Source organism: Acinetobacter sp. LF10 (assembly GCF_048585715.1).
GTDB lineage: Bacteria > Pseudomonadota > Gammaproteobacteria > Pseudomonadales > Moraxellaceae > Acinetobacter.
On sequence record NZ_CP184160.1, the window covers coordinates 2,881,323 to 2,902,061 of the forward strand.

Here is a 20,739-nt window from a genome sequence, read left to right on the forward strand (position 1 = left end):
GCCCAAGTCAGACTTGGGCTTTTGCGCGTTATTCAAGGTTCTTTTCAGTTTTCTATTATTATTCTTTATGTTTCTTATTAAGCTACTTTCAGACCCTCTGAACGTATTTTACACATCACTTTTTATGTTTTTGCTTTGAGTGTGTATCTTCTTTATACGGACTATTCTGTCAGAACTAATTATGGAGAAAAATAGCATTTTTCTTATCTCTATGTAAGCAAAAACGTACAGGTCTGTATAACATTTAACTTAATAATACAGGAAAATTGTCAAACAATCATATTTTTAATTTAAACTTTTGGTTCTCTGTACACGACAAAAATAGATAACTCATTGAAATAATGTCACAATAATTGTTTTCTAACGACGAATACTATGACACATCTCAATGAGTTATATCTTATCTTAAACAAATCTCTAAAATGGAACAAGTCACATTTAAAGTGCTTTGCGCTCATCATGCTTGTGATCATTTTAAAGCAAACATGTAATCTTTCTTCTGCATCTAAAGCCTTGCCCATCAAGTGCTTACCACAATCATTTTATCGACGTATGCAGCGCTTCTTTGCAGGTCAGTATTTTGATTATCGTCAAATTTCTCAGTTGATTTTCAATATGTTTTCATTCGACCAAGTGCAACTGACTTTAGATAGAACCAATTGGAAATGGGGAAAACGAAATATTAATATCCTGATGCTCGCAATCGTTTATCGTGGAATAGCGATACCTATCCTTTGGACATTGCTTAATAAACGTGGAAATTCAGATACGAAAGAGCGTATTGCTTTGATTCAACGCTTTATAGCCATTTTTGGTAAAGACCGTATTGTGAATGTGTTCGCAGACAGAGAGTTTATCGGTGAGCAGTGGTTTACATGGTTAATTGAACAAGACATCAACTTCTGCATTCGTGTTAAAAAAACTTCATTGTCACCAATCATTTAGGAAAGAATCATAAAATTAGTGATTTATTTCGCCATCTTAAAGTTGGTCAAATTGAATGTCGTAAACGACGGATTTTGGTTGGTCGGGTGAAACTATATATAAGTGCACTACAGTTAGAAAATGGAGAGCTTTTACTCGTCGTTTCTCCTCAGTTTAATGCCAATGCTATTCAGGATTATGCATTACGCTGGGAAATTGAAACCTTATTCAGTTGTCTCAAAGGACGCGGGTTTAATCTTGAAAATACGCGCTTGACAGACCCTAGACGAGTGAAAAAATTGATTGCGGTGTTAGCTATAAGCTTCTGTTGGTGTTACTTAACGGGTGAATGGCAACATAATCAAAAAAAAGCGATAATAATAAAGAAGCATGGACGACTCTCAATGAGTTTATTTCGCTATGGTTTAGACTATGTTCAAATGGCGATTCAGCGTTTAATTGGTTTTGGGAAAAAAGAAGAGTTTAAGGAAATTTTGGCAATTTTAAGAAAGCAGAATCCTGATAGGATAAGGGTTCTGTGAAATTTGTCGTGTACAAAGCTTTTGGTTAAAAGCTTTTATAGAAAAATTAATGTTTACTTCACACAGTCAGAGGTAGATATTCTTCATTAAAATCATTTTGATTAAAATAAATACAATAACTATCATGATGTTAGTAAGATTAAAAATAAAAAAGCCCTGTAGTCTCTCCCAAAACTACAAGGCTTAGCGGCTGTAAGTTTCCTCTTTTATCACTTACCTCACTGTAAGTTCGCTGTCTCATTGACTTTATTATTATATTTGTGCGATTTACCTAGCTTTCCTTGCTAGGCTCTTTGTGTGTACATGATCTCAAAAACAGTTATTTCACTCTAGCGACAATATCTCGAATTCGTGTAAGCTTTTACTTACAAAACAGTGAATTTTAAAGAATAAGTTCATAATCACCCTAAATTGATCTTTTGCACTAAACCACTACGACGAACGGTTCTAGTAATCAATGACTGTTGTAATGCCTTCCGATCAGACAGAATACTCACTACTTTTTTAGCACGTGTCACTGCGGTATAAATCAATTCCTGACTCAATAGTTTCTCGGCATGTGCATCTAAAACAATCGCAGTATGGGTAAATTCCGAACCTTGTGATTTATGAATGGTTAAAGCAAAAGCGGTTTGCATACTGCGTGGGAGTCGGTGCGCTGCAATCCATTTATTTAAGCTCGGGAAAAAGACTTCGAATTGTTGTGACTGGGTGCGATGCTTAAAACAGATGCCGATATCACCATTAGAAATTCCAAGCTGATAGTCATTATAGGTCATCATGACAGGACGTCCGATATACCAGTCTCCAACAGCGATTTGTTTGAGTTGCTGATTGAGCCAATGCCCCGCATAACGATTCAGTTGCTCAATCCCCAATGACCCATGTCGAACTGCCGTTAAGATTCGATAATCATCAAAGGCTTGAACCACATGCTGGATTTGCTCAGCAGACTCATCTGCCTGTATATAATGTTTTAAAGCCTCGATATAGCCGTGAAATCCTGCCATTAGCTTCTGCTGATAAGGCTCAACATCAACCTGCTGTTGCTCGGGTAAATATTCCAGCTGAATCAGGTCTGGCATATCCTTACTCAAGGAAATTGTTTGCAAAGGTGCAGCAGGAACAATGTCCATCTCTAGTTTTGATAAGACTAAATCGGGATCGCTTAGATCTTGCTGGGCCTGAATAAATCGTGCGAATTGCCCAATCTTGGCTTCACCAGAGAAACGGCGGCTAGTCTGTAGCTGGACTCGGTTTTCAGCCAATCCCTGTACTTGCTGTAAATCAGCCAAAACCGAGCCGACATCAACCGAAGCCAACTGATTGGCATCACCGAGCAAAATAACTCGGCATTGATCTGGAACTGCCTCGAATAACAGGGTTGCCAAATTCAAATCCAGCATGGAGGCTTCATCCACCACAATCACGTCATATGGCAGAGGTTGTTTGAGATGAAAGCGTGGTATTTGTCGATTGCCCATGCCCAGTAAACGGTGCAAGGTCTGTGTGGTTTGATTACGCAACTCATCGGTGATGAGCCCTGATTGCAATAATTTTGGATCATTAAAAGAGTTTTGTAATGCTTCCTGCATACGCTGTGCGGCTTTGCCTGTCGGTGCTGCCATGGCAATACGAATATCAAGTATGGTCTGGTTGAGGGCTGCAATAATACGTGCCAAAGTATAGGTTTTACCTGTCCCTGGCCCGCCGGTAATAATGCTCAGACCTTGTTGCAACACCATTTTCAGTGCAGCCTGCTGGTGTTCATCACTGAGTAAGTCTTGATAATGTTCGGTATCAACAACCTGAATCGTTTGTCGCTTTAATCGACAAATCTGCTGTGCAAGGCGTTGCTCTAAGTACCAATATCGGTATAATGCCAAGCCCTGCTGATCATAGACACATGGGGCAACCTGTGTGGTTGCGATTTCGCTAGAAACAGCCAAATCACCCAATGCTTCAAGCTGTGTCGTATCGACTTCGATACAACTGTCACCTTGCAAGCTGGCTTCAACCAATTGCTGTAAAATATGCGCAGCGTTAACTGCTTGAGCAGAGTGAGAAAAGGGTGCTTGTGTGAGGTAGTTACTCCACATATTCAACCAAGTCATTTGTTCTGACTGACCACTGATTAGCTTGTCCACAGAGTTATCCTCAAACTTACCCACACGATTGTCCACAAGGTTATAAACACTCTTATCCACATGATAAGTTTTTGTTTAATCTAAAATCATCTATTTTATCTACACTATTTTTCCTACTTTATCCTCAGCGAAATATCCAAGAATCGCATCTAAGCGTAAAATAAACTCATCCTCAGGTTTCCAGTAAAAATAACCCTGCTGCGTCTGCCCATTCATGCCGCGCAAATACAAATAAGATGCGCCACCCAAATGCAGTTGCATATCATAATCCTGCAATTTGACTGACAGATAACGATGCAATGCCACTAAATATAAAGCGGCTTGTAACCAATAGCTCGACAGCGACATACTTTCTGCAATCTGAGCAGGCTGATAATCCAGTTGCGCTGCCCCCAAATAATTACTCTTATAATCGGCAATATGGTAACGCTGTCCATCGAAGTAGACTAAATCGATTGAACCATTTAAATAACGGGCAGATTTAGCTTCAAGTAACTCAGGCATTTCGATGCCATATTCCTCAAATAGCTGCTGTACACGCTGCATCGCCAGCACTCGATCAGATAACGCCAAATAAAATGGACATTCCGACAGATATTGTCCTGCAACTAATTGCTTTAACTGAAAACCCTGATTCAGTGGCGTGTGTAATACTTCACTAAGCCAATCAGCAATCCATTGATAGAGTTGCTGCTCAGCATTTTCTTGTTCAGGGAAATGCTGTTGATATTGAAATAGTAGCTCTGACCATAAACTTTGATAGGTATTTTTAAAACGACGGCGAATTTCTTCTACCCACATGTGGGGTTGCTGAAAATCAATCTGCTCAAAAATCTCATGTAAGAAATTGCCCGCCAAAGTCCCTTTCGGGAAATACTGTTTAATCCAGGCAATCGGCTGGGACGTGGTTTTATTTTCCAATTCTGCAAGATTCAACTCATCTTCTGCTTGCTCAAAATCGGTATCGATATTAGCCAAGCGATCAGCCCGAGTCGCTTTGTGCTTTAAATGTTGTGCCAAATAGCTAAAACTGGTTTTTCCGCGTGCATAAAAACGTTGTGTCGGCAATGCTTGGGCCAACAGTACGCGCTGTTGTTGAGTTTGTTGCATCTGTAAGGCTTGTGGTCGCGCTAAGATCAGCGCAGCATCGGCACTATAGGGATGTTGAAAGTTATCGCCCTGATTCTTCCAAAAAGCCAAACCTGAAAACTTATTCTTATCGCCTTTTTCCGGTTCAAACACAGCATAAACACGGTGACTGGCACGTGTTAGTGCAACATACCACAAACGATTTTGTTCCGCTAAAGCGCGTTGCTGATGTTGATCCAGCTCAGTTTGCTGTAAAAAATTTTTATCCGCCACGGCTACCACCCGTTGCGTCCGTATTTGGCCTGTCTCAGGCAACTGGATTTCAGTGGTAGAAAAATTCAGTGTTTTCTGTACTTCAGTAAAGGCCTTATTCGCCCCCAGTAAAAAGACGATTTTAAACTCTAAGCCTTTGGACTGATGAATGGTCATCAGTTGCACACCCGCCTCACTGGACAGCTTGTGCTCAAGCTCCCAATCGCGATCACTTGGTGAATTTAATTGTTTTAAATACCAGTGATACAGGTTTTGCATCCCTTGTACATGTTCACTGTGCTGACTCAAGAGATCTGTGAGGTGGCGTAGGTTCACCACGGCACGTTCATTGTCTTTACTTTGTGTAGCCACCAGTTGCTGCCAAAGACCAAACTGATTTAGGCAACGCTGCCATGCCGATAAAAAGCCCTGATTCAGCCACATTTCGCGTATGTCATCAAACTGCTGAATATAATCACTCAAGCCTGCTGCACTTTGTTCTAAGGCCAACAGTCGAGCCAGATCAAAGCCAAATAAACGGCTGAGCAAAGCCCGTTTGAGCTTGGCTTCGTCATAAGGATGAAGCAACGCCGTCAATAAGGCCCCCACATCCTGTGCAATGGGGGAATCAAACACACTACGTTTCGACGGTCGGTTGACCCGAATTCCCATACGTTCCAATACATATTGCACTTCATCCAGTTGGCGATGGCTACGCGAAAGAATAGCAATATCATCTTCATCAATCGCAGTCGGGACATCACCTTCTAAGTACAATTGCTTTAAATACGATTGATTGAGTAAGTGCTGAATCTGCCACGCCACTTGTGTGGCCTGTTCATTGCCCTCTTGCAAATGCAACCAGCGTAAAGGCATTGGATTGGGTTGGGCATTTTCAATCAAGGCAGGGTGCGGACGTGAACCCGATTGAATCGGGTCATAGCTGACCTGCTCACCAAAATCGATCTGGCGCTGAAATAGCACATCCACCACTTCAACCAGCTCTTTCACCGAACGGTGGTTATGTACCAACTTATACTCACGCCCCTGTTTGGCCATAATATCCTGATAGGCATTCAGGAAGGTCAACATATCTCCGCCACGGAAACCATAAATCGCCTGCTTACGGTCGCCCACCATAATCATGCAGCCTTTTTGGTAACGCTGCGGATGGCGCCAGATACTGGCCAACATATCGTCTTGGTCTTGGTTGCTATCCTGAAACTCATCCACCAGAATCAATGGATAGCGTGACTGTACAAATACCGCAAAAGATTGTCCTTGCTCACCTTTTAAAGCTTCAGACAACGTCTTAATTTGCTGAGCAAAGGTGGTCTCCCCTTTTTGCTGTAACATTTGCGGCAAACGCTTTTTGACTTCAACACACAAATAAGCTTTTAAATAGACCTGTAACTGCTCAAATTCTTGCTGAGTCTGCTGTACAGCTTGAAACAGCTTTTGCAGTTGCAGCACGCATGGATGTTGATAGAAGCCTTCGGCAATTTCCGCAGGACATTTCTTAAAAATTTTTTGTGCTTCGAGTTTGTCTAAAAACTTAAATACCGCATCACGTGCATCGGCAAAATAGGCATCAAAGATCTGTATATTCTCAGGACTGTTGAGTGCAGTTAATAATGGTGGCAAGGATTCTGTAAACAGTTTATGAAAGGCATTGTTACGGAAAGAAGCACCATTGATATGTGCATAATAGGCGCCCTCTAACTGAAAGTATTCAGCCAAGCTGCTCAGGTCAATCTGCTGCGCTTGCTGTTGCCACTGCTGCAACTGATCCAACTCAATTTCAGGCATGACAGGCAGTTTAAATTGTGCCGAACTAAAATTCAGCGAGCTTTCCACCATCCCGACAAAATGATCGACACTCTTCAGTCCACCCACGCTATACATCGCATTGATCACTTGCTGGGGTTGGGTCTGAATCCATTCCCGCAACACATCATGAATCAATTGACGGGTATAACTTTTAGCATCCTCTGTGATTTCTGCGCGTTCAATTTTGCCACTTTCAAAGGCAAACTCTCGCAATAGCTTTTGGCTAAAACTATCCAAGGTTCCAACAAATAATTCATCCAATTGATCGATGACCAATTTTAGCCGTTCACAGGCATAGGCAATTCGTGGCGCAAAGTTTTGTAAGACCTGTTGTTTTAAGGGATCAGACTCTTGTAATGCTTTGGCATGAATATCTTGTTCTAATACATCACGAAAAGGCTCCAAAAACTCAAGGATTTCGACCAGACGCAAACGAATACGCGTTTTGAGTTCTGCGGCTGCGGCACGGGTAAAGGTAGTGGCAATCACCTGATTGGGTAGATATTTTTCTAAGAAAATCCGCACCATCAAACTAGAAAGTGTATAGGTTTTCCCCGTTCCTGCTGAGGCTTCGATTAAATGCAGCCCTTCAAATTGAATATCACTAATCGGCTGATAAGACACTGGGTACTTTGAGTTCATGTCTTACTCCACCCGTAAAAATTCAAAAATCGGTTGATACAAATCATAAGAATAATGATCACAGGCATATTGTAATAAAGCGGTTGCATCTTGTTCCTGCAAAATGAATTGCCAATCACGGTGCAATTTACAAGCTTCATTCTGGGTCATATCAAAACCCGAGAAATCCCCCGTATCATTCCAGTCCTTCAATACTTGCTTTTGACTCTCTTCAGTTAACACCTGAGTTGAATCCAGCTCAATCCACTCATATTGCTTGCCTTTTTCCAAAGGCTTTAATACTAAGGCCGCAGGCAAAACCACAGGCTGCTGCTGTGCATCGTGCCAAAGCTGTAACCATGCATTTAAATAATGTTGTGCCTGTTGTGAATTTAATCCTTCACAAATCACCGTCTGATCGCTAAACACCACAATTCGGCGCTTCGTTGTGACAGTCTCACTATTCAATACCGCCAACCAAAGCAAGTATTCCAGCCAGACTTTGGCAAAGCGCTTGGCACGTGCACTGGAAGCATCCAAACTGACCCAATCTTGGCTCAGTTGCTTCGGGGTCACACAGGCGATTTGTAATTGTTTCGAGACCCGCCAAACCCGTTGCGTGGTTTCAGTCGGCGCTGGGGCATACTGCTGCAAGCGCTCCAGCAAACGCTGCTGCTCTAAACGACTTTGCTGCCAAGCACTGTGCTGAACTTTGCCAACGGGCAACTGATCTTGCAACAGACTTGGAGAGAGCTGGTCATCCTGCTGCTGTAAAAAATGCCGAATGGCATATTTACCGAGACCATCGAGTAATAATGGTTCAGCTTGATCAAGCGATGCTTGTGCAGTTAAATTTTCCACACCTAAGGTCTTTAAATACAACCGTGCAGGGAAACTAATATCCTGAATCCATTGCTGACTCTCCAAAATAATCATTTCATTTTGTTCAACGGGATAGGTGATATTGGCCCACGCCTGTCGCTCACCCTTCACCTGCTGAATCTGTGAGGCCACCTTAAACCATTGGTCTTGAAAGCGCACAGGACGATCCGAAATAAAGCCGAGTGGATCGAACGGTTGTAACCGATGTAAATGATACAGTGGATAAACCTGTGGCGGGATTTGTAATGCATACAATCCAGCTAAATCCACTTCTGATAAAGGAAGACTATCTTCGCCGCTAGTCGGTTTTACAATCAAAGCCAAATGCTCGCGGAAGCCCTGCAACACACTGGATGGTTCTCTGACTTCGCCATCATTAAGATCAAAGCCATTATAAAACAACCAAACTTGTTCTTGCGCCAGCAGGACTGCATCTAAAAATGCTCCCTGATCATCTTCCAAACGAGAGCGATCACCTAATTGCTGACGTAGTGCATCCATCAAGTCAAACGGAATATGACTGTCCCGATTTGGAAATTTACCTGTATCCAAGTTCAACATCACGATCAAACGATAAGGAATCGGGCGAATTTGTCCAATCTGACTAAAGGTAATTTGTCCTGTCGGTTCAACTTGCGCAGACTGACTTTCCAATGTGCGCTGAATTTCTTCAATAATATAAGGCAAAGGTAAGATAATTTGGCGCAACTGCATTTCTGCATCGTCATAATAGCTGGCCAGAGTCAGCATCCGCTCCTGCTTCTGAATAATTTCACGGATTGCTTTTAATGCCACCACATCGGCTTGTTCAAACTCTTGTACATCCTGTTTGATCCGTTGCAACCATACCTCAACAGGCAAACGCTGTCCTTGCTCATGTGCCACCAGCCAATCTCGTCGCGCTGCTAAATCTTGATAGATCTGAATCAGAATACCTATCAGTTCAAAATCACTTGGCTGCACCAAGGCATAACTAAGCATATCCTGCACCATTACATGGGCAGGCACAGCAATTCCTAAAGCCAAACGGTCCAAAGCAAATTTAAAACTATAACGATAGTCTTGATCATCGTCACTCAAACTTTGCTTTAAGTGTTGTTCGTCTAAACCACGCTTAAAGCCAGCATCATCGAGTAAACTCAGAATCCGTTGTACCTGTGTATAATCCAAGCCATAACGTTGTTGCGTCGCGGAAAGATTGAGCCAATCCGCAAAATCATCTTGATTAAATCGCCCTTGTGTCAGTTGCAAACGTCCGAGTACAGCACGCCATGCATTTAACGCATCTAATTGCGCAACGCCAGCAATTTTAACAGGTAAAAATATCTCATGTTCATTGGCAACCGCTGGAAACACACTACGGATCAAAGGCTCTAGTTCAGCTAGGTTCGGAGCCAAGATCAATACGTCATTTGGACGACGTGGCTGACCATCCGCCTGAGATAGCCAATACAGTAACTGTTCTTTTAAAACTTCGAGTTGCCGCACACTGGAATGGCAAACATGGATCTGAATGGATTTATCCTCAGATGCAAGTTCATATTGCTGGGGCTGAGGTTCTGCCAAATAGAAAATATCTGACTGAATTTTACCGAGTAGCGTTTCAGGGAAATGCTCTACAAAGGCATCGACCCACTTTCCTTCTTCTCCTGTCGCCAGTTGCGACAACAGCGAAAAGTGGTCACGCGCTTGCTTACCTAGACGTGTCAGCAAAGGATGCCGAGATTCTCGATTTAAAGCATTAAAGCCCAAACTAAAACTGTCAAAGAATGCAGCAATGTCTGCATCACTGGCATGGGGATGTTTGGCGATATAGCGCTCTTTCACGCCGAGGTCATAACGCTTTTTCCAGAGTGGATCGACACTGTCGGCCCAATATTCCTGCGATGGGTTATAGTGCAGAATCACCACATCTAAATATTGTCCCAAACGACGTAAAAATTGCAGTTGGCTCGGTGGTAAATCTAAAATCGTAAATACAATCACCTGATTCGGCAGTTGTGCCAAAGCTCGGGATCGTGTCTGCTCATTGTCTAGAAGCTGCCAGAAATCAGCATCAATGCTTTGTATTTCAACAAAATCATCATGAAAATAGTTTTGCCACAACCAACGCTGCCAAGCTTCCAATTGTTCGGTTTGTTGTAAACTAAAGGCTGAAGTTTGTTGATCTGTTTGAGCAATCAATTGTTCGATATTTAAAGCTTTATTCTGCCCCCAAGTCGATAGCCAATTACTGCTACAGGTACAATTGCTTTGGCAGCCACGTTGACAATGACCGCGATAAATCATGTAGTTATTAAACAGTTGTGAAACCTGTTCCGCCACCCAATACAACATACTTTGTTTTTTAAGTTGTTTTTCCGTGCCTTGCTGCAGTTGATCAGCACTAGCATAAATCCGTTGCACAATCGAATATAAAGGGTGTTCTTGTGCAAGGCTATTCTGTTCAGATTGAATAAAAGGCTGTAAAGCTTGATGAATACGCCACTTTAAAATCAAACGCGGAATATTGGCTTTACGCACTTGTTCTTTATTTTCTAATACTTGCTGGTATGCATACCACTGAAAACCACGAATGCGTTGATGATATTGATAGTTGGCAGTCATGCCTTGTTGTTCGGCAATTTTCTGCGTCAACCATTGTTCTTGTGCAGGACTGGGAACAATAAAATGCTGAGTTTTAAACACCTGAAATGGAGAAGAACTCGGTTGGGTGATTGATGCCATCACACCTTGTAATAACACTTCAAGGCGTTGACTTTGAATAACATGAATACCCATCTACGAATATGACCTCATCAGGAATGCTTATTGTATTGCACGAAAACGTACATATTTATCACTATACAACTTCATATAACTATGTCACGTTAAACACACAAGGAAATAAATAAATTGTTTTGAAATTCACCACTCAATACGATTGAATGTACTATCGAGGGATAGACTTTAGGTATAACTTTATGAAAATTGAAAAAATTCCTGATTCGATTGATCCAAGCTTAAATTTGGAGCAAATTCGCGAAGAGTGTTTGGCACTTACCAAAAATCGTGCATATTGGTCTGCAGGCGCAGCGATTGTACCCATCCCATTTTTTGATGTGGTCGTTGATTTGGGGATGCTCACTCAGATTATTCCTTATATTAATGCGCGTTTTGGTTTAGCACCTGAACATATCAGTGTCTATGATCCTGAAACCAAAAAAGTGCATTGGGATGAACTACGTAAACGTGGTTTCGAATTTTCAGGTTTTGTGGTGGCGCGCACTGCAATGAAAAAATCTTTTAATGGCTTTTTCACTAAAATTGCCACCAAGCAAGTGACGAAGTTTATTCCTTTAGGTGGACAATTGGTTGCTGCAAGCCTTGGTTATTTCATGATGCGTAAAATTACTGAAGCACATATTCAAGATTGCTATAACCTTGCTAAACGAATTCAACAAAAAAGTCGCAATACTATTGTGGCTTAATAATAATATTTGATGACGACAAGGCGGTTTAATCCGCCTTGAGTTGTTTTAAAATCGCCTTTAAAACTTCGATTCGTGCTGTATTTTTATCATCGGTAGCGATTACATACCATGGTGCATAATCTGTGTTGGTTCGTTCGAACATATCTGCAGCAGCTTTTAAATAATCGTCCCATTTATCACGATTACGCCAATCTTCTTCAGTAATCTTGAAACGCTTATGTGGGGTTTGTTCACGATCTTTAAATCGAACTTCTTGTTCATCCTTACTGATTGCAAGCCAAATTTTTACAATCACGGTTTGACTATCAACCAAATTTTCCTCAAACCGATTAATTTCATTATAAGCACGTTGCCATTCAACGACTGAAGCAAAACCTTCGATCCGCTCAACCAAAACACGACCATACCATGTACGATCAAAAATGGTAATTTTCCCGCCATCATTCAGCTTATTCCAAAAACGCCACAAATAAGGACGGCGTAATTCATAACGTTCAGGTGCAGCAATACTATGAATTTCATATTCACGTGGATCTAATTTTTTAACAATTCTTTTTATCGCTCCCCCTTTACCTGCAGCATCCATACCTTCAAAAGCAACAATCACTTTTCGTTCATCGTAACGTAATGCATCAGCAACTTTTTTGGTTAATTTGTTCAATTCCTCTTTGTAGTCATCTTTATCTAAGCTTTGTTTTGAAGGTTCTAACAGTGCTGTGGAAATCTGTGCTTGTTGCCATTTTTCCGTGACTTTAGTTTGATGGTCAGGCAACTCTTGCAAGGTTTGTAATATGTATTGAGCAAAACATTGATCACGTAGAGCTTCATCTTCACCGTCAATCACAAACCAATCATCGGTAAATCTTTGGCTTAACTCCTGCAAAGTATCGTATTGTTTTTTATTGCGCCAATCTAAACCATGTAATTTATGCCAATGTTGTTCGGACGCATCGATTTGGTCTAAGCGTTTTTGTAAAGACTTCCAAGACAGATCAAACCAAACTTTGACCACATGTACATTATTATGCTGTAAGTCATGTTCGAATGAACGCATCTGATCAATATAGGCATCAAACATTGTTTCATCCAATGGTTTTGACACATGCATCGCGGTTGAAAGCAAGTCACTGTACCAATTCCCAAACATCACCACGATCTGACCTTCGGCAGGAATAAAACGCGTATAAGACTGCCAAAAGGTTTGATAGGTCGTTAATAACCGTGGTGCATCTGCTTTAACTCTTAAATAGCGTGGATCTAACCATTCACGTAATTGCTTAACCGCCTCGCCTTTCCCTGCTAATTCAATCCCACTTACTAAAATCAGAACACTTTTTGCATTTTTTTTATCTTGGCTATCTTTTAAGGCATATTGTGCTTCAATCAAATCTAAAGAAAGCTCATCTTCATCGCGCAATTCAAATTTTGGTTGTTGTACACTCATGTTCTGCTCTAAATGGCTCATTATTAAGAATAAGTATAGTGAAATCTATTTCACTGAATGCAAAACCCTTGTACAGTTTCTGTAGAGAAAAATCAGTGTATAAACATACTGACCGATTGTTAGACATTTAGGGTTTAAGCTGTCATGGTTCTTGGTTATGATGCAGCCTATGATTTTCTGGTTTTATTTTCTTTGAGTTCGAATATGTCAAAACTCGCTGCATTTGATTATCTTTTATTACAATACCAAACTCTGAATTACCACCAAAATCCAGCACTTAAGCAACGTCTGCATGAAGTACAAGCGTGGATGAAAGCACGCATCGCAGAAACCCATAAAGATTTTTTTGCTCTGCCTGAAAATCAACTGATGGCACAATATTTTCTCAATCGCTTGTATGGTGGTCCTGATTTTGATGCAATTGCACAACAAATCGAACGCCTGTTGAAATATGCACATAAAGCAGAAAGCTTACTCCCTGAAAATGCAATTAAAACAGGAACAAAATCGGTCAGTCTTGCTGTACTTGCCACTCAACTTGATGAACAAGTCGCAGAACAACTACTCAAAGATTATCCTTTAGAAACACCACTAACTGATGAAATCATGCGCCAGACCTTAGTCAAACTCGATCAAGGCGATGCACGTTATGAACAATTACAATTACTTGACGAGCTTGGTCTCACATTAGATAAATACATGCGCTCTACGATGATGTATGCAGCTTTTAAAATGTGTAAAGGCATTGCAACCAAATATCAATTTGAACGTATGTACGAGTTTATCCAAGAAGGTTTTGCAGCAATGAAACCAATGAAGTCTGCTGCAACGTTTATCAAAACATTTACGGCAAAAGAACGTGAAATCATCGAAAAAGTGCACGCTGGTCACCCAAACCCATTTCGTGACTAAATTGAATTGATCGCCATCCCTCTTCGTGTTAGGAGGGATTATTGAATTCAAAAACAAAAATTAAAAATGCTTTTGAGCGTGTGACTTTCTGTATATTATTCATAACAATGATATGCTAAACCCTGTAAAAAAATACAAAATCTGTCATCATGCTTGCTGATTCGTGCCGCTAGAGCGAAAGTTTAGGAGAAAACAATGTCTAACGAAAACCAACAGCCTACCCCAGAAGTTGAGCAAAACCCAAGTTCAGACAAAGTCAGTCCTTTCCTCAGTTCTCCACTTCCTCAAGGAGCACCTCAAGGTCAACAGCAATCGTTACAACAAGGTTCAACATCAACACCGAATACATCAGTACCGAAATATAATTTGCCACGTGGTGCCAACACGGGAAATGTTGGAGCAACCACTCACTTTGGCTATCAAACCGTCAGTAGCGATGATAAAGCACAAAAAGTTGCTGAAGTTTTTCATTCGGTTGCAAGTAAATACGACATTATGAATGACCTGATGTCATTCGGTATCCATCGTATTTGGAAACGTTTTGCGATTAATATGTCAGGTGTTCGCCGTGGTCAACATGTACTTGATATTGCGGGTGGTACAGGTGACTTGGCTAAAGTATTTAGCCGTGAAGTCGGGCCACAAGGTCATGTCGTACTGTCAGATATTAACGAATCTATGTTAAATGTAGGTCGTGATCGTCTGCTTGATGCAGGCTGTACCAATGTTGATTTCGTACTTGCCAATGCTGAAACTTTAGAACCCTTTGCCGATAACAGTTTTGATTTAGTGACCATCAGTTTTGGTTTACGTAACGTGACCGATAAAGATGCCGCACTACAAGCCATGTATCGTGTACTTAAACCAGGTGGTCGTTTATTGATTCTCGAATTCTCTAAACCTGTGTTCGAACCATTCTCTAAGCTTTACGATCTTTATTCATTCACTGCATTACCAATCATGGGTAAACTCGTTGCAAATGACTCTGAAAGTTACAAGTATCTTGCAGAATCTATTCGTATGCATCCAGACCAACGTACCCTCAAAGGTATGATGGAAAATGCAGGCTTCCAAAGCTGTGACTACCATAACCTCACTGGTGGTATTGTTGCAGTTCACCGCGGATTCAAACTTTAAGGCTTAAGATATGTGGTCGATTTTAGCACTCGGTGCAGTCGAACGTATCATTCATCATGTGATTGATTTGGATGCGATTACACGCATTCAACTCAATCAACTGCAAGGGCAATTATTACGTGTTGTGATTGATAGCCCACAACTCTCAGTTGATGTTTTTTTTGATGAAAATAAAGTTCGCCTAGAACCTACTGTCACAGGACAGGCTCAAACGCCTTCAATTTTCGAACAACGTCCTTTCGATAATCAAAATAAGATTACCGATGCTACTGCGACTTTAAAAGTTGCGAATGTAGTCGAGCTAATAAAGCTGCTGTTGAGTGATATGGATCAGATCGGTAATATTCCTTTACAGGGTGATTATCATCTTTTGCAAGACATTCAAAGAATTATGCAACAGGTCGAGCCTGATCTTGCGGCGCATTTATCCCCTTGGATTGGTCCACAACTGGCACATGAGTTGGGCAGAATTCAGCTTGCACCTCAACAAATAAAACGCTCGTTGCAAAGTCATTTGTTCTTTGTCGAAGATGCACTTAAAGAAGATAGTGGTTTATTTGCACCACGTTGGCAAATGGATGATCTGAATCGAGAAACTCGCCAGCTCAATCAAGAGCTAGATCGCTTAGAAGCTAAGTTTCAGCAATTACAGGCTTCTTTCAACCCACAAAAACAATCCTCTCAAGACTAGGTAAGATTTTATATGATTCCGCATGTTACACGGTTACTCGAACTCTGGCGTATAGCAGCACACTACCGCCTTGACACCTTGTTCCCTGCGGAAGAATTACCAGTTAAAGCACGCCATGCCCTAAACATTATCAAAACCCACCCTGCGGCATGGTCAAGCCGTGAGAAAAAGAATCCGCTCAAGCTCAAAGAAGCTTTAGAGGATATGGGACCCTTAGCGATTAAACTGGGTCAGTTGCTTTCTACTCGTCGTGATTTGATTCCACCAGAAGTATTATCACAATTGGTGTTGTTACAAGACCGTGTCAAACCCTATGACACCCAATTGGCAAAACAACGCATCCAAAAATCGCTCAAAGCAGATGTATCCACATTATTCTCTCGCTTTGATGAGCAACCCCTTGCTGCGGCATCGATTGCACAAGTCCATACTGCTGCCTTACACGATGGTCGTGAAGTAGTGGTTAAAGTCACTCGCCCTGATATTCGCAATCAAATTTTACAAGATTTTGAAATCTTGGCATGGCTCGGTGACTGGCTTGAAAATCGTTTAGAAGCAGCACGTGCGCTGCATTTATCTGAAATCATTCAAGACTATCGTCAAATTATCTTGAATGAACTTGATTTGAGTCTAGAAGCGGATAATACCCGCCGTATGCGTCATTACTTTACAGGCTCAAGCATGATGTACGTGCCTGAAGTCTATATGGACAGTAAAGATGTCATGGTAGCCGAACGCATCACAGGTGTGCCTATTTCAGATATCGCAACCTTTGATCGTTTGGGTATGGATCGTGCTGATTTGGCTGAAAAAGGTTTAACCATCTTCTTTACCCAAGTGTTTCGTGACAATTTCTTCCATGCCGACATGCATCCGGGTAATGTGTTTGTTGAAACCATTAACCCAAGCAACCCACGCTTTATTGCGTTGGACTGTGCCATCATGGGTGAATTGTCTAAGCATGATCAAATGACGATTGCACGGATGTTGCTTGCAGTGATGAACAGCAACTTTATGCAATTGATTCAGATTGTACATCAAGCAGGTTGGATTCCGCCGGGGACTGACCAAGATGCCTTGTCGCGTGAAATGCGCCGTACCGTTGGTCCGATGGTTTCAAAACCAATGGATCAACTGGATTTCGCAGGAATTTTAATTCAAGTCATGGATATTGCGCGTCGTTTCCATTTAGAAATTCCACCGCAATTGATGTTGTTACTCAAAACCTTGGTACATGTTGAAGGCTTAGGCACAGATCTTTACCCACAACTTGATATTTGGAAACTGGCAAAACCGATTTTGACCGAATGGGTCAAAGCCAATATGAACCCAGTTAAAAATATCAAAGAACTCGGGCAACAAATCCCAGACTTGTTATTAGGCGCTCAAGACTTACCGACCCTACTGATCGACAGTTTAAATGGTTTAAAAAACCAATCCGCATGGCAGGACAAACAACTCCGCGAAATTCAGCAAATGCGTTTGCAAATGCAACAACAGCAACGCCGTAGTTGGATGTTTGGCAGTACCATGTTGATTTTACTGACCATTGCCATCATCAGCCCTTGGTTTGTCTCAGTGGTCTTGATTGGATTGAGTGCGCTGATCGCACTTTGGCGAATTATGAAATAAGTTCTAAATCCCTTGTACTGACAAGGGATTTTTTATAAGCAAGATTTATTTTCAGAAATTGCCGTGATTCAATTAAGATCATAGCTAAACAAATTTATAGATCCTTAAAAAGAATAAATAATGAAAACACCACACTTTGCCATTATTGGTGCAGGTACAGCGGGACTGGCGACTGCGATTTTGCTCGCACGAGAAGGTCATCAGGTCACGATTTTTGAACAGGTTGAAGAACTATCGCCTGTTGGCGCAGGCTTGTTACTACAACCTGCGGGTTTGGCTGTTTTTGAACATTTAGGCATACTCGATCAGGCATTAAAACTCGGGGCAAAAGTTACAGGTTTAGAAGGACAACTTGCAAATAAACGTCTATTGGTCAATAGCCACTATCATCAGGCAGGCAACAACCTTTATGGTCTCGGCATCCATCGTTCTACGTTGTGCTATATCCTCACTCAAAAACTCGCTGAATATTCAAGTCATGTCACGTGGCGAATGAGCCATCATATTGAACGCATTGAAGAACAGCCGCATGAAATTCGATTATTTGGCACTGATCAACAACACAACTTTGATGACTGTTTCGATGCTGTACTAATTGCCAATGGCGCGCGCAGCCAACTTCGCCCTAAAGCATGGGTCAAAGTTGATCAAGCTTATCCGTGGGGTGCAGCATGGAGTATCGTGCCTGAATGCCTAAATTTAAATCCTGAGATCCTGCATCAATTCTATGATCGTTCTAAAATCATGATGGGCGTTCTGCCAACAGGTGCTATCCCAACTGCTCCTCAGCAACGACTTTCCAGTGTGTTTTGGAGTTTACCAACATCACAACTGCAATCATTCTTAAAAACTGAACAATCAAAACAAGATTGGTTAAAGCAAGTATCAGATCGTTGGTCTGATGTCGCTGAATGGCTAGAACAACTTTTATTGGATGAACACAATCAACCGCAATGGTTGTCTGCTCAATATCGTGATGTGGTGATGTCTCGATACGGACAAGGTCGAATCGGGGTGATTGGTGATGCTGCACATGCCATGAGTCCACAATTGGGACAAGGTGCGAATATGGCACTTTTAGATGCGTGGGCTTTTTCCCAATCATTACGCGCCGCTCAGAAAAATCAGCAAATTGACTGGTCAATGTTATGGCAACATTATCATCAACAGCGTCGTTCCTCGACTCAGTTCTATCAATTCCTTAGTCGTTTACTGACTCCACTTTATCAATCTGATCATTGGTGGGCGGGTGGCATACGTGATCTTACTTTTCCTTGGATGTATCAAATCCCCTATTTCCGTAAAGAAATGGCGATTACCATTTCAGGTTTAAAAACAGGTATGTTCCAACATATGAGCTATCAAGAGATTGCGACATATCCGCACAATCAAAATGTCTTGATTCAAAACAATCAATCATTGCCTGAATATGACTAAGATCAAAAATAGGATTTGAATTAAAAATGAAAATAAGTTATTTAGATCATTTAGTTCTGACAGTCGCTAGTATTGAAACAACTTGTCAGTTTTATCAATCTGCTCTGAATTTTGAAGTGATTACTTTCGGTGAAAATCGTAAGGTACTTCAATTTGGTCATCAAAAAATTAATTTGCATCAAGTTGGCAAAGAGTTTGAACCTAAAGCACTTCGTCCGACTGCAGGTTCTGCGGATTTATGCTTTATTGCTGAAACACCTTTAAAGGACGTGATTGCACATCTTCACGCATTAAACATTGAGATCATTGAAGGCCCTATCGAAAGAACTGGGGCAATAGGAAAAATTCTTTCGATTTATTTACGTGATCCAGATCAGAACTTGATTGAAATATCGAACTATCTCAATACTTAAAAATTAAAATTCATCAATAAAAATAGGGTTAGACATGAAATATAGTTTTCTATGGGCTTTGTATCGGCAGGATAAAGGCAAGGCGATTCGAAAAGGATGCTGGTTTTTATTTCCTAGCCTTTTTAACTTGTTTTGTTTTCTAAATTTTCACCATCACTTTATTGAATGGCAAATAAATCCTAAATCAACGATAGGACGATTGGTGATCAGCCCTCTATTTCCGTGGGTGATTTTATGGGACAGCTTGCCCTTTATATTTCTTCTATTGATCCATCAAAAATATTTGCCTCGAATTTTAAACATTTGGCTTTATATCACAGGCGCTTATTTTTTAGTTGATGCTTGGTTTTGGTCAAGCTATCCTTGGGGTATGCTGATCATTGTTGCTTCTGCATTACCCTTTCTCGAAATAGAAAACAAAAAACTCATGGGTACTTATATCCAACCAAGCACCTAAAGCATTTTTTACCCAACAAGCATAGCCAACCCTAGTCACAACCGCTACACTAACGGCTTTCCGCTCAATGGATTTTTCACTCATGTCAAACTGGTTAGATGAAGTTAAATTTGATTCCAATGGTCTTGTTCCTGCCATTGCACAACATCATCAAACTGGTCGAGTGTTAATGGTTGCGTGGATGAATCGTGAAGCCTTACAACTGACTGCTGAAAAAAATCAAGCTTTGTATTACTCACGTTCACGTCAAAAATTGTGGCACAAAGGCGAAGAATCAGGGCATTTCCAAACAGTGCATGAAATTCGTTTAGATTGCGATGCTGATGTGATTATTCTGCAAATTGAACAGCATGGTGGAATTGCTTGCCATACAGGTCGTGAATCTTGTTTCTATCGCAAACTGACCCCTCAAGGTTGGGAGATTGTAGATGCTCAACTGAAAGATCCAACTGCAATTTACGGCGCATCTGCAAAAGTCGAAGCACACGATCATGGTCAAGCTGAACAAGTTGACGTACTCAGTCACTTAGGGCGTTTGATGCAAGAACGTAAAAAAGCTGAAGCAGATAATTCTTATGTTGCCAGCCTATACAAAAAAGGCATTAATAAAATTTTAGAAAAAGTCGGCGAAGAAAGCATCGAAAGCATTATTGCAGCCAAAGATTATGCAGCACATGCTTCTTTAGAAAATAAGCATGATCTGATTTATGAAGTTGCAGATTTATGGTTCCACACGATTGTAATGCTCGGCTACTTCGACCTTGATCCACAAGAAGTTCTAGATGAACTGGCTCGTCGTCAAGGTCTTTCTGGTTTGGTTGAAAAAGCCAACCGTAGCCAAGAAGCGTAACCCCTG

General features: G+C 41.2%; 14 protein-coding genes. 10 read left to right on the plus strand and 4 right to left on the minus strand.

Annotated elements, in window-relative coordinates; translation table 11 throughout:
- The first annotated feature begins 375 nt into the window (after nt 1–375).
- Nucleotides 376–1,466, plus strand: a protein-coding gene (locus ACN19N_RS13875; protein WP_100222571.1) for an IS4-like element ISAba1 family transposase whose coding sequence is annotated in 2 segments (ribosomal slippage) — nt 376–916 and nt 916–1,466 — 1,092 coding nt in all. Because the reading frame shifts where the segments join, the coding sequence is not laid out codon by codon here.
- Between the two features lie 401 nt (nt 1,467–1,867).
- Here ACN19N_RS13875 and recD read toward each other — a convergent pair.
- The 3 genes from recD to ACN19N_RS13890 form a co-directional block, all read right to left on the minus strand.
- A complete protein-coding gene (gene recD / locus ACN19N_RS13880) occupies nt 1,868–3,613 on the minus strand; it encodes an exodeoxyribonuclease V subunit alpha (protein ID WP_269228963.1) in 1,746 nt (581 codons plus the stop codon).
- A 99-nt stretch (nt 3,614–3,712) separates the two neighbouring features.
- A complete protein-coding gene (locus tag ACN19N_RS13885; RefSeq protein WP_420001585.1) occupies nt 3,713–7,426 on the minus strand; it encodes a UvrD-helicase domain-containing protein in 3,714 nt (1,237 codons plus the stop codon).
- 3 nt (nt 7,427–7,429) lie between these two features.
- Complete coding sequence (locus tag ACN19N_RS13890; protein ID WP_420001586.1) at nt 7,430–11,068, minus strand: exodeoxyribonuclease V subunit gamma; 3,639 nt, start codon at nt 11,066–11,068, stop codon at nt 7,430–7,432.
- Nucleotides 11,069–11,250: 182 nt separating this feature from the next.
- Between ACN19N_RS13890 and ACN19N_RS13895 the strand changes: the two genes are divergently transcribed.
- On the plus strand, nt 11,251–11,757 hold the full coding sequence (locus ACN19N_RS13895; protein WP_046739338.1) for a hypothetical protein: 507 nt from the start codon (nt 11,251–11,253) through the stop codon (nt 11,755–11,757).
- Nucleotides 11,758–11,785: 28 nt separating this feature from the next.
- Here ACN19N_RS13895 and ACN19N_RS13900 read toward each other — a convergent pair whose 3' ends face one another.
- The gene (locus ACN19N_RS13900; RefSeq protein WP_420001587.1) at nt 11,786–13,204 is read right to left on the minus strand and encodes a phosphate--AMP phosphotransferase; all 1,419 of its coding nucleotides are present in this window, start codon (nt 13,202–13,204) and stop codon (nt 11,786–11,788) included.
- 204 nt (nt 13,205–13,408) lie between these two features.
- On the opposite strand from ACN19N_RS13900, the gene ACN19N_RS13905 reads away from it, so the two are divergent.
- The 8 genes from ACN19N_RS13905 to hisIE all read left to right on the plus strand — a co-directional run bounded on the left by ACN19N_RS13905 (nt 13,409) and on the right by hisIE (nt 20,733).
- Nucleotides 13,409–14,116, plus strand: a complete 708-nt coding sequence (locus ACN19N_RS13905) for an FFLEELY motif protein (RefSeq protein WP_420002397.1) — start codon at nt 13,409–13,411, stop codon at nt 14,114–14,116.
- Between the two features lie 195 nt (nt 14,117–14,311).
- Nucleotides 14,312–15,253: a bifunctional demethylmenaquinone methyltransferase/2-methoxy-6-polyprenyl-1,4-benzoquinol methylase UbiE gene (gene ubiE / locus ACN19N_RS13910; protein WP_420001588.1), complete on the plus strand. Its 942-nt coding sequence runs from the start codon at nt 14,312–14,314 to the stop codon at nt 15,251–15,253.
- A 10-nt stretch (nt 15,254–15,263) separates the two neighbouring features.
- Entirely contained in the window at nt 15,264–15,944 is a 681-nt protein-coding gene (locus ACN19N_RS13915) for a ubiquinone biosynthesis accessory factor UbiJ (protein WP_269228970.1), read from the plus strand.
- Between the two features lie 12 nt (nt 15,945–15,956).
- Entirely contained in the window at nt 15,957–17,576 is a 1,620-nt protein-coding gene (locus ACN19N_RS13920) for an ABC1 kinase family protein (protein WP_420001589.1), read from the plus strand.
- A gap of 120 nt (nt 17,577–17,696) precedes the next feature.
- The gene (locus ACN19N_RS13925; RefSeq protein ID WP_420001590.1) at nt 17,697–19,013 is read left to right on the plus strand and encodes an FAD-dependent oxidoreductase; all 1,317 of its coding nucleotides are present in this window, start codon (nt 17,697–17,699) and stop codon (nt 19,011–19,013) included.
- A gap of 26 nt (nt 19,014–19,039) precedes the next feature.
- Complete coding sequence (locus ACN19N_RS13930) at nt 19,040–19,426, plus strand: VOC family protein (RefSeq protein WP_269238977.1); 387 nt, start codon at nt 19,040–19,042, stop codon at nt 19,424–19,426.
- A 34-nt stretch (nt 19,427–19,460) separates the two neighbouring features.
- The gene (locus ACN19N_RS13935) at nt 19,461–19,883 is read left to right on the plus strand and encodes a hypothetical protein (protein ID WP_269228974.1); all 423 of its coding nucleotides are present in this window, start codon (nt 19,461–19,463) and stop codon (nt 19,881–19,883) included.
- Between the two features lie 82 nt (nt 19,884–19,965).
- Nucleotides 19,966–20,733 carry a bifunctional phosphoribosyl-AMP cyclohydrolase/phosphoribosyl-ATP diphosphatase HisIE gene (gene hisIE, locus ACN19N_RS13940; RefSeq protein WP_269238976.1) on the plus strand — a complete coding sequence of 256 codons (768 nt, stop codon included), beginning with the start codon at nt 19,966–19,968 and terminating at the stop codon, nt 20,731–20,733.
- Nucleotides 20,734–20,739: the final 6 nt, after the last annotated feature.

Bases quoted from the DNA above. Each gene is read 5' to 3' on its own strand.
- ACN19N_RS13890 (WP_420001586.1), bottom strand. From the start codon at position 11,068: ATGGGTATTCATGTTATTCAAAGTCAACGCCTTGAAGTGTTATTACAA.
- ACN19N_RS13900 (WP_420001587.1), bottom strand. From the start codon at position 13,204: ATGAGTGTACAACAACCAAAATTTGAATTGCGCGATGAAGATGAGCTT.
- ACN19N_RS13920 (WP_420001589.1), top strand. From the start codon at position 15,957: ATGATTCCGCATGTTACACGGTTACTCGAACTCTGGCGTATAGCAGCA.
- ubiE (WP_420001588.1), top strand. From the start codon at position 14,312: ATGTCTAACGAAAACCAACAGCCTACCCCAGAAGTTGAGCAAAACCCA.
- hisIE (WP_269238976.1), top strand. From the start codon at position 19,966: ATGTCAAACTGGTTAGATGAAGTTAAATTTGATTCCAATGGTCTTGTT.
- ACN19N_RS13925 (WP_420001590.1), top strand. From the start codon at position 17,697: ATGAAAACACCACACTTTGCCATTATTGGTGCAGGTACAGCGGGACTG.
- ACN19N_RS13905 (WP_420002397.1), top strand. From the start codon at position 13,409: ATGTCAAAACTCGCTGCATTTGATTATCTTTTATTACAATACCAAACT.
- ACN19N_RS13930 (WP_269238977.1), top strand. From the start codon at position 19,040: ATGAAAATAAGTTATTTAGATCATTTAGTTCTGACAGTCGCTAGTATT.
- ACN19N_RS13895 (WP_046739338.1), top strand. From the start codon at position 11,251: ATGAAAATTGAAAAAATTCCTGATTCGATTGATCCAAGCTTAAATTTG.
- ACN19N_RS13885 (WP_420001585.1), bottom strand. From the start codon at position 7,426: ATGAACTCAAAGTACCCAGTGTCTTATCAGCCGATTAGTGATATTCAA.
- ACN19N_RS13935 (WP_269228974.1), top strand. From the start codon at position 19,461: ATGAAATATAGTTTTCTATGGGCTTTGTATCGGCAGGATAAAGGCAAG.
- ACN19N_RS13915 (WP_269228970.1), top strand. From the start codon at position 15,264: ATGTGGTCGATTTTAGCACTCGGTGCAGTCGAACGTATCATTCATCAT.